Annotated in this window: 10 protein-coding genes; 8 read left to right on the top strand and 2 right to left on the bottom strand. The window is 70.1% G+C overall.

Annotated features, from left to right (window positions below; all coding sequences use genetic code 11):
- Positions 1-40: 40 nt before the first annotated feature.
- Positions 41-208: a DUF3117 domain-containing protein gene (locus CGZ93_RS07880; RefSeq protein ID WP_094363599.1), complete on the top strand. Its 168-nt coding sequence runs from the start codon at positions 41-43 to the stop codon at positions 206-208.
- Between the two features lie 165 nt (positions 209-373).
- Here CGZ93_RS07880 and glgA read toward each other — a convergent pair whose 3' ends face one another.
- Positions 374-1,558, bottom strand: a complete 1,185-nt coding sequence (glgA, locus tag CGZ93_RS07885; RefSeq protein ID WP_094363609.1) for a glycogen synthase — start codon at positions 1,556-1,558, stop codon at positions 374-376.
- A 120-nt stretch (positions 1,559-1,678) separates the two neighbouring features.
- Here glgA and glgC point away from each other — a divergent pair, with 120 nt between their 5' ends.
- Positions 1,679-2,905 carry a glucose-1-phosphate adenylyltransferase gene (glgC, locus tag CGZ93_RS07890; protein ID WP_094363600.1) on the top strand — a complete coding sequence of 409 codons (1,227 nt, stop codon included), beginning with the start codon at positions 1,679-1,681 and terminating at the stop codon, positions 2,903-2,905.
- Between the two features lie 4 nt (positions 2,906-2,909).
- Here glgC and CGZ93_RS07895 read toward each other — a convergent pair whose 3' ends face one another.
- A complete protein-coding gene (locus CGZ93_RS07895) occupies positions 2,910-3,605 on the bottom strand; it encodes an O-methyltransferase (protein ID WP_094363601.1) in 696 nt (231 codons plus the stop codon).
- 44 nt (positions 3,606-3,649) lie between these two features.
- Here CGZ93_RS07895 and CGZ93_RS07900 point away from each other — a divergent pair, with 44 nt between their 5' ends.
- The 6 genes from CGZ93_RS07900 to CGZ93_RS07925 all read left to right on the top strand — a co-directional run bounded on the left by CGZ93_RS07900 (position 3,650) and on the right by CGZ93_RS07925 (position 8,787).
- A complete protein-coding gene (locus tag CGZ93_RS07900) occupies positions 3,650-3,898 on the top strand; it encodes a biotin/lipoyl-binding carrier protein (RefSeq protein ID WP_094363610.1) in 249 nt (82 codons plus the stop codon).
- A 26-nt stretch (positions 3,899-3,924) separates the two neighbouring features.
- A complete protein-coding gene (gene dapA, locus CGZ93_RS07905; protein ID WP_094363602.1) occupies positions 3,925-4,815 on the top strand; it encodes a 4-hydroxy-tetrahydrodipicolinate synthase in 891 nt (296 codons plus the stop codon).
- 80 nt (positions 4,816-4,895) lie between these two features.
- Complete coding sequence (sigE, locus tag CGZ93_RS07910; RefSeq protein ID WP_094363603.1) at positions 4,896-5,537, top strand: RNA polymerase sigma factor SigE; 642 nt, start codon at positions 4,896-4,898, stop codon at positions 5,535-5,537.
- Positions 5,534-7,039: a zf-HC2 domain-containing protein gene (locus CGZ93_RS07915; protein WP_141211134.1), complete on the top strand. Its 1,506-nt coding sequence runs from the start codon at positions 5,534-5,536 to the stop codon at positions 7,037-7,039. Before sigE ends, CGZ93_RS07915 begins: the two co-directional genes overlap by 4 nt.
- On the top strand, positions 7,036-8,388 hold the full coding sequence (locus CGZ93_RS07920) for a S1C family serine protease (RefSeq protein WP_094363605.1): 1,353 nt from the start codon (positions 7,036-7,038) through the stop codon (positions 8,386-8,388). Before CGZ93_RS07915 ends, CGZ93_RS07920 begins: the two co-directional genes overlap by 4 nt.
- A gap of 18 nt (positions 8,389-8,406) precedes the next feature.
- The gene (locus CGZ93_RS07925) at positions 8,407-8,787 is read left to right on the top strand and encodes a sec-independent translocase (RefSeq protein WP_094363606.1); all 381 of its coding nucleotides are present in this window, start codon (positions 8,407-8,409) and stop codon (positions 8,785-8,787) included.
- Positions 8,788-9,017 lie beyond the last annotated feature (230 nt).

The raw sequence follows: 9,017 nt of genomic DNA on the forward strand, positions 1-9,017 counted from the left end.
GATCGATCACATGGTCCACTGAGAGAGATGAGGATGCGCGATGGCAGCAATGAAGCCACGAACCGGCGACGGCCCGATGGAGGTCACAAAAGAGGGTCGCGGGATCGTGATGCGGGTTCCACTCGAGGGCGGCGGTCGTCTGGTGGTGGAGATGAACGCGCAGGAGGCAACGGAGCTGGCTGCGGCTCTCAAGGAGGTCGTCGGCTGACGACCAGGCGATGATCGCGTGAACAGCAACAGGGCCCCGGGATGTCCCGGGGCCCTGCTGTTCGTTCGGTGCGGTCGGTGCTCGGAAATCAGCGTCGGTGCTCGGGAATCAGCGTCGGTGCTGGGAATCAGCGTCGGTGCTGGGAATCAGCGTCGGTGCTGGGAATCAGCCGCGGTGCGCGGCGATCGCTGCGGCGTACACGTCCATCGTCTGCTGGGCGATCTTCGCCCAGGAGAACTCGTCGATGCAGCGCTGTCGCCCGTCGCGGCCGAACCGCTCGGCGCGGTCACGGTCGCGGGTGAGTTCGTTGACCCGCTCGGCGAACTGGCTCTCGAATCCGCGGACGAAGTCGGGGTCGTCGGCGCGCGCGGGATCGTAGTCGACCAGCAGCCCGGTCCGCCCGTCCTGAACCACCTCGGGGATGCCGCCGACCGCGGACGCGACGACGGCGGTCTCGCAGGCCATCGCCTCCAGGTTGACGATGCCCAGCGGTTCATAGATGGACGGGCAGGCGAAGACGGTCGAGTGCGACAGCACCTGGCGTACGCTCGCTCGCGGCAACATCTCCTGCACCCAGGTCACCCCGCCGGAGCGCGCCTGCTTGAGGTGGGCGAACGCGTCATTGAACTCGGCCGCGATCTCGGGGGTGTCCGGGGCCCCGGCGAGCAGCAGCAGTTGGGTGTCCGGGTCGAACTCCTCGGCCGCGCGGACCAGGTGCACCAGACCCTTCTGCCGGGTGATCCGGCCGACGAAGGTGACCACGGGACGGTCCAGGTCGATACCGAGCCCGGTGATGATGTCGGTGTCTCGATCGGGTTTGAACTCCTCGGGGTCGATCCCGTTCTTGACCACGTGGATCCGGGCCGGATCGATGCCGGGATAGGCGTTCAGGATGGCCGGCTTCATCGCCTCGCTGACCGCGATCACCGCGCCCGCGGATTCGTACGCCGTGCGCTCGGCCCAGGTGGACAGCCGATAGCCGCCGCCGAGCTGTTCGGCCTTCCATGGCCGGTCGGGCTCGAGCGAATGGGCCGTGACCACGTGCGGGATGTCCTGGAACAGCCCGGTCAGCTGGGCCGCCAGGCAGGCGTACCAGGTGTGTCCGTGCACGACGTCGACCTCGGGCACGGCCGCGGTCATCGACAGGTCGGCGCCGAAGACGCGCAGCGCAGCGTTGGCCCCGGCCGGGAAGTCCTCGGCGTGGGCGGTGGCACCGTCGCGGGGGGCGCCCATGCACTGGACGTCGACCTCGGCCAGCTTACGGAGCTGGGGCACCAACTGGGCCACGTGCACCCCCGCCCCGCCATAGATCGAGGGCGGATATTCGCGGGTCAGGATGGAGATGCGCATGCTCATGAACTGATCGTGACACAGTGGTTGTGGGCAGGCACAGGTGCTCCTCGAAATCAATCCGGCTTGCGGGCCCGGAGGGGCTTGTCGGGTGATCGTGTGGGGTCATAGGTTCGTGTCATGACTGGTCGTCCGAAGGTGTTGTCCATCGTTCTGGCCGGAGGCGAGGGGAAGCGGCTGATGCCGTTGACCGCCGACCGCGCGAAGCCGGCTGTGCCGTTCGGCGGCACCTACCGCCTGATCGACTTCGTGCTGTCCAATCTGGTGAACAGCGACATGCGCCAGATCTGCGTACTCACCCAGTACAAGTCGCACTCGCTCGACCGACACATCTCGCTGACCTGGCGAATGTCCACCATGCTTGGGAATTACGTGACCCCGGTGCCGGCCCAGCAGCGGCTCGGGCCGCGCTGGTACCAGGGCAGCGCCGATGCGATCTTCCAGTCGATGAACCTGATCAACGACGACGACCCCGACTATGTGGTCGTGTTCGGGGCCGACAACATCTATCGGATGGACGTTTCCCAGATGCTGGAGCAGCACATCGACTCCGGCCTGGACTGCACGGTCGCCGGAATCCGCGTACCGCGCAAGGACGCCAGTGCCTTCGGCATCATCGACGCCGGCTCCGACCGCCAGATCAAGGAGTTCCTGGAGAAGCCGGCCGACCCGCCCGCGCTGCCCGATTCGCCGGAGGAGTCGTTCGCCTCGATGGGCAACTACATCTTCACCCGCAAGGCGCTGGTCGAGGCCCTCGAGGCCGACGCCGCCGATGCGACCGCTCGCCACGACATGGGCGGGGACATCATCCCGCGGTTCGTGAACCAGGGGCGGGCGCAGGTGCATGACTTCACCCAGAACACCGTCCCGGGGGCCACCGAGAAGGACAAGAACTACTGGCGGGACGTGGGCACGATCGACGCCTATCACGAGGCGCACATGGACCTGGTGTCGGTCGACCCGAACTTCTCCGTCTACAACAACGAGTGGCCGATCTGGACCTACCAGCCGCAGCGTCCCGGTGCGAAGTTCGTGCTGCGTGGAAACGCGGAGGACTCGATCGTCTCGGCCGGTTGCATCATCTCCGGCGGCGACGTCGACGCCTCGGTGCTCTCACCCAACGTGCGGGTCGACAAGTGGGCGAACATCGAGCACGCGGTGATCATGGACAACGTCCGGGTCGGCCGCAACGCCGTGGTCCGCAACGCGATCCTGGACAAGAACGTGGTGGTCGAGGAGGGCTGCGAGGTCGGCGTGGATCACGAGCGTGATCGGGCCCGCGGGTTCACCGTGTCCAGCGGCGGGATCACCGTCGTCGGCAAGGGGATACGCGTCACCCGCGACTGACGGCTCAGGCCTTGACGGCGAGCAGCAGGCCGTCGCCGACGGGGACCAGGGTGGCGGTCAGGGACTCGTCCTCGCTGATCCCGGCCAGGGTCTCGCGGATCACGATCGTCTCGTTCTCGGTGTTGTTGGCGTCGGCGATCTTGTTGGACCACAGCGCGTTGTGCACCAGCAGCAGGCCCCCGTGCCGCAGCAGCCGCGTCGCCTGGTCGATGTATTCGCCGTATTCGAGCTTGTCGCCGCTGACCCACACCATGTCGTACGCCCCGTCGCTCAGCTTGGGCAGCACGTCCAGCGGCTGACCGGTGATCAGCCGGAACCGGCGGTTGGGGATGCCGGCCGCGGTGAACGCCTTGCGCGCGGCGCTCTGGTGCTCGTGCTCGGGGTCGACGCTGGTGAGGATGCCCTGGTCGCCCATCCCGTCGAAGAAGGCGAGCCCGGACACGCCCGCGGAGGTACCGATCTCGACCACTGCCCGGGCCTGGACGGAACGCGCCAGCACGGTGATCAGGCTCGCGGTGCCGCGGGACAGCGGGGTCACCCCCAGTGCACCGGCCTCGATGCGAGCATCGGCCGCGCCGGTCGGCTCGGGGCTGAACTCCTCGGCGTACGCCCAGGACGCGGCCCGGGGGGCCGGCGCGGAGTTCTTGCCGCGCCCGGAGGCGGAACGGGGGTTGCTGCTCGCAGGCTGGGTCGCATTCACGGGGTCAGCCTAGCGTCGGGGACAGGGGGCCTACCATGTCGCGCATGACGAGTTCCGCCGCTGAACGCCGCAACCGGCACACCGTGACCGCCGAGCTGGTCGCCAACGTGCTCAGCATCGAGGTCGAGGTGGGCGACCGGGTCACCGAGACCGACACCGTCTGCGTGCTGGAGTCGATGAAGATGGAGATCCCGGTGCTGGCAGAGCAGGTCGGGAGGATCGCCGAGGTCATCGTCTCCACCGGCGACGTGGTCCGCGACGGCGACCCGCTGGTGGTCGTCACCCTCGGCTGAGGGCACACCGGGCTACGATTTCCTCCATGTCCACAGCCACGTTGCCCTTTGGTCGCCTGCTGACCGCCATGGTCACGCCCTTCGACGGTTCCGGCGCGGTGGATCACGACAAGGCCGCTGAGCTGGCGGCCCACCTGGTGGACGAGATGCGCAACGATGCCCTGGTCATCTCCGGCACCACCGGTGAGTCACCGACCACCACCGACGAGGAGAAGTCGGAGCTGCTGCGCACCGTCGTGGCCGCGGTGGGTGACCGGGCCCGCGTGCTGGCGGGCGTCGGTACTTTCAGCACCGACCACACGGTGCATCTGGCCCGGGCCGCAGCCGAGGCGGGCGCGCACGGCCTGCTCGTGGTCACCCCCTACTATTCGAAGCCGCCCCAGCCGGCGTTGCTGGAGCACTTCACCACCGTCGCCGATGCGACCGAGCTGCCGGTGATGCTCTATGACATCCCGCACCGCTCGGGCACCGAGATCGCCACCGACACGCTGAAGCGGCTCGCCGAGCACCCGCGGATCGTCGGGGTGAAGGACGCCAAGGGCAATCTGACCGAGTCCGGGCGGGTGATGGCCGCCACCGACCTGGCGTTCTATTCCGGCGATGACGTGATGACGCTGCCGCTGCTGTCGATCGGCGGGGTCGGGCTCGTCGGCACCTCCACCCACTTCACCGGCGCCGCCGCCAAGGAGATGATCGAGCACGCGGTCGGCGGCCGGCCCGAGCAGGCGTTGGAGCTGCACCGTCGGCTCGAGCCGACCTTCACCGGGGTGTTCGCCACCCAGGGCTGCATCCTGGTCAAGGCCGGCCTCGACCTGCAGGGGCGCGGGGTCGGTGGGCTGCGTCGCCCGATGATCGAGGCGACCGAGGAACAGCGGCAGGCGATCGCGGCCTGCCTGCGGTTCTCCGGCCTGCTCTGAGGCGTACGCCCGGAGGTTCAGTACGCTCACAGCCCACGCACAGGCTGGTGGGGCATGATGGATGCGACGGAGGGGGGACCATGCCGCTGACCGGACGCTGGCCTACTCGCTCGACCGCCGAGTCGGAGCGAGCAGTTGCCCCTGCTGCCACCCCCGATCGCGAACCGACCTGGGTGCCGCCGACGTGGGAGGAGCTGGTCCGTGACCACACCGCCCGGGTGTACCGGTTGGCGCTGCGGCTGACCGGCAACTGCTACGACGCCGAGGACCTCACCCAGGACGTGTTCGTCCGGGTGTTCAAGTCGCTGCACCGGTTCCAGCCGGGCACCCTCGAGGGCTGGTTGCACCGGATCACCACGAACCTGTTCCTCGACCAGGCCCGACGCCGGCAGCGGATCCGCTTCGACGGGCTGGGGGAGAACGCCGACGAGCGGCTCGCCGGCGACCAGTCGCCGCCGCAGGATGCCGTCGACGATGCGGGTCTGGACCACGACGTAGCGCGAGCGTTGGATGGGCTGTCCCCCGAATATCGCGCCTGCGTGGTGCTCTGCGACATCGAGGGGCTCACCTATGAGGAGATCGCTGAGGTGCTGGATCTCAAGCTCGGGACCGTGCGCAGCCGGATCCACCGCGGCCGGGCCCAACTGCGGGCAGAGTTGACCCATCGGGAACCCACCGGATCACGCCGTCGTTACCTTGGCGTGGAAGCGGAACAGGGGTGACCCATTGCCCCGATCGGCCGGACCAGCTGTCGGCGTTCGTCGACGGCGCCCTCGGGCTGCCCGCGCGTGATCGGGTCCGCGCCCACCTCGTCGACTGCGCCGACTGCCGCGCCGAGGTGGCAGAGCTGCGCGGGCTGCGGGAGCGGGTCCGTCGTGGCGCGGGTGAACCGGGCGCTCCGCACCACCTGACGAACCGGTTGAGCGCGATCGCCGGGGAGGGGCGTACCGCACCGCTGTATGCGCGCCCGTTCGACTCCCGGCGTACGCCCGGAGCGTCGGCTGGCCGGTTGCCGAGCCGGCGTCGTCGACTGCGCCGAATCGCCGCCGGTTCGGTGGCGGGGAGCAGCCTCGCGCTGGCCGGAGCGGTTGGGGTCGGTTGGGCGGCCGCTCCACCCACGCGTACGCCCGCCCTGGACCCGGCGCCGACCGCCCGCGGCGAGTTCGCGGCCGTGCTGGCCGCCGACGGGCTGGGCAATCCGGCGGTTGCCACCGCCCGCGGCACCGATCGCGGCGGGCCCCGGGTGGAGCGGGTCAGCCTGCCCACCGGACCGGTCGGGCCGATGCAGCCGGCCGGCGCGCGCGAACAGCTGGAACGGGCCGATCTGGCCTCGCGCAGCTTCTCACTGTCGGGCACCCAGGTGATCCAGGTACGCCACCTGAACGGCTACTGGACCGCCACCGCCGAGGTGCAGAGCGATCCCCGCGGGGGCAGCCAGGTGGTGGCCGCCGGCTCCGACCGGCAAAAGGCGCGGACGTGGTGGCCGGCCGTCGCGGGTACCGAACCCGACAGCGCCGACCGCGTCGCCGAGCGGCACAGCCTGGTCAGCGGCCCCGGCCCGGTGGTGGCCGGACGCCAGTCGCAGCTGGTGGAGGCGCGTACGCCGACCGGTGCGCCGGTGTCGCGCTGGTGGCTGGATCGCGACTCGGGAGTGGTGCTGTGGCAGCAGACCTTCGACGAGGCCGGGCAGACCGTCGTCTCGGCCGGGTGGCAGCGGCTGACGATTGGAGCTGGTGGGGCTGCTTCCACCCGGCCGCGGACGATGGCGGTGAACGCCGCGCTCAGCAGCGTCGGCTCAAGTGCTTGGCATGCGTCAGCCCTGGTCCAACAGGGCTGGTCCTGCTCGGACTCGCTGGCCGGGTTGGAACTGACCGAGGTCCGCCGAGGGGCCGTTGGCACGGCCGGCGCGGGTCAGGGGGAGACCCTGCACGCGGTCTATTCGGACGGGGTGACCACCCTCGGCGTCCTGCAGCAGCGCGGCGCCCTGGGCGGGGCCCCACAGGGCTTCGTCTGGGATCCGGAACTGGACGCCTATCGGAGTCTGGGCATGACCACGATGCTGACCTGGCAGTCGGGCAACACTGTCTACACGGTGATCACCGACGGTTCGGTCGCACAGGCGGCCCGGGCCGTGGCGTCGTTGCCGCACGAACCGCCGGTGTTGCGGACCCGCACCGAACGGGTGCTGGACGGGTGGAATCGGATCCTGGGCGGCGGGCGATGAGCGACTGGTGGGCACGCACCGGATCCGGTGATGCGCCGGGGCCGGGTCATCAGGGGCCGGGTCAGCAGGCGCAGCCGAGCTTCACCCCGCCGAGCCGCGCCTGGGGACCCGAGCCGTGGCAGTCGGCGGCGCCGCCGCAGCAGCACAGCGCCCCGCAGCAGCACACCCCGCCGACCCTGCTCGCACCGACGCCGCAGAAGCCGACCGCTCAGCAGGCGACGTCCGGGCGTGCCCGCGGTCCCGGAACCGGTGCGGTGCTGGCGCTGGCCACCTTCACCGCGCTGGTCGTCGGCGGTGCGGCCGGATTCGGTGGGGCCCTGCTCGCCCGTCCCGACAGCCAGGTGACTGCCGTGGCGCCCACGCCCACGCGGGCCACCCCGGGTCCGTCGGGGAGCCCCGCCGCCACCACCCGGCCGACCTCCGCGAGCCGGCCCGGCGTACCGGGGGACACGGTGTCGGTGGCCCAGACGGTGCTGCCGAGCACCGTCACCATCGCCTTTCGCAGCGGCGGTCGCAGCGGTACGGGGTCAGGGTTCGTGCTCAACGCCGAGGGGCACGTGATGACCAACAACCACGTGGTCGAGGGGGCCGCCAACGGGGGCGAACTCCAGGTGGAGCTGCCCGACGGTGAGCGGGTACCGGCCTCGATCATCGGGCGCAGCCCCAGCTATGACCTGGCGGTGATCAAGGTGCCGGCCTCGGCGAAACTGGTTCCGGTCCAGCTGGGCGAGTCCGACGGGGTACGCCCGGGGCAGCCCGTGGTCGCCGTCGGTGCGCCGCTGGGGCTCGGCGGCACGGTGACCGCCGGGATCGTCTCGGCCGTGGACCGCCCGCTCAGCGTCGGGGGTGGGCAGGGGGCCGACGACGCGGTCGCCTACATCAACGGGATCCAGACCGACGCGTCGATCAACCCCGGCAACTCCGGTGGCCCGCTCGCCGACGCAGCGGGGCGGATCATCGGCGTCAACTCGGCGATCCTCACGCTCGGCGGAAGCTCCGCGGCCAACCAGGGCGGCAACATCGGGCTCGGGTTCGCCATCCCGATCAAGCACGCGCAGGTGGTCGGTGACCAGCTGGTGCGGGAAGGGCGGGCCACCTATCCGGTGATCGGCGCCTCGGTGCAGTCCGCCGACAGCGGCGTACGCCTCAGCCAGGTGACCGGGGGAGGGCCGGCCGATGCCGCCGGACTGCGGACCGGTGACGTGGTGCAGTCGGTCGACGGGCACCGGGTGAACACCTCCACCGAGATGATCGTCCGGATCCGTTCCCACCGGCCCGGTGAGCAGGTCCGGTTGCAGGTGGAGGGCCGGGGTGAGGTGAGCGTCACGCTCGGCTCCAAGGTCGGCTGACGGGCTAGGCTGAGCAGCATGTTCGACATCGGCCCCGGCGAGTTCGCCCTGCTCGTGGTGCTGGCCGTGATCCTGTTCGGCCCGGAGAAACTGCCGGAGCTGGCGCGCAAGGCGGCCCGGGTGCTGCACTATCTGCGCGGGATCGCCAACAACGCGCAGAGCACTCTTTCCCGGGAGCTCGGCACCGACGTCGACATCCGCGATCTCAACCCGCGCGCCTTCGTGCAGAAGCACCTGCTCGAAGAGGTGCAGCCGGTCATCGACGACGTCAAACGTGACCTTCAGCAGGCCGACGCGGACGTGCGCGCCGAGGTCCAGCAGGTGCGCGACAACCTGTCCGAGGCCAAGGGCGGCCAGGCGACGCTCGCCATGGCCCCCTTCGACACCGAGGCGACCTAGCTGTTGCTGGCTATGACGTTGTTGACAGCGTCGCCCCGACTGGGGTCTCTCCGATCTGTAACTTGGTGGCGGCAGCTCAGGCGAATGCTCGCCGAAGTGCACTGGCCTCTCCGCGGAGTTCACCTGCATCGAACGCTTGGTCGACGGTGAGCGCGCCCGCGACGAGGCCTACGACGGTATCGGCCTCGGCCACCAGAACGGTCTTCGGTAAGTGGTCGTCGCCGATGCGC

Origin of the sequence: Enemella dayhoffiae (assembly GCF_002250625.1) — a bacterium.
GTDB lineage: Bacteria > Actinomycetota > Actinomycetes > Propionibacteriales > Propionibacteriaceae > Enemella > Enemella dayhoffiae.

Bases quoted from the DNA above. Each gene is read 5' to 3' on its own strand.
- CGZ93_RS07880 (WP_094363599.1), top strand. From the start codon at position 41: ATGGCAGCAATGAAGCCACGAACCGGCGACGGCCCGATGGAGGTCACA.
- glgA (WP_094363609.1), bottom strand. From the start codon at position 1,558: ATGCGCATCTCCATCCTGACCCGCGAATATCCGCCCTCGATCTATGGC.
- glgC (WP_094363600.1), top strand. From the start codon at position 1,679: ATGACTGGTCGTCCGAAGGTGTTGTCCATCGTTCTGGCCGGAGGCGAG.
- CGZ93_RS07900 (WP_094363610.1), top strand. From the start codon at position 3,650: ATGACGAGTTCCGCCGCTGAACGCCGCAACCGGCACACCGTGACCGCC.
- dapA (WP_094363602.1), top strand. From the start codon at position 3,925: ATGTCCACAGCCACGTTGCCCTTTGGTCGCCTGCTGACCGCCATGGTC.
- sigE (WP_094363603.1), top strand. From the start codon at position 4,896: ATGCCGCTGACCGGACGCTGGCCTACTCGCTCGACCGCCGAGTCGGAG.
- CGZ93_RS07920 (WP_094363605.1), top strand. From the start codon at position 7,036: ATGAGCGACTGGTGGGCACGCACCGGATCCGGTGATGCGCCGGGGCCG.
- CGZ93_RS07925 (WP_094363606.1), top strand. From the start codon at position 8,407: ATGTTCGACATCGGCCCCGGCGAGTTCGCCCTGCTCGTGGTGCTGGCC.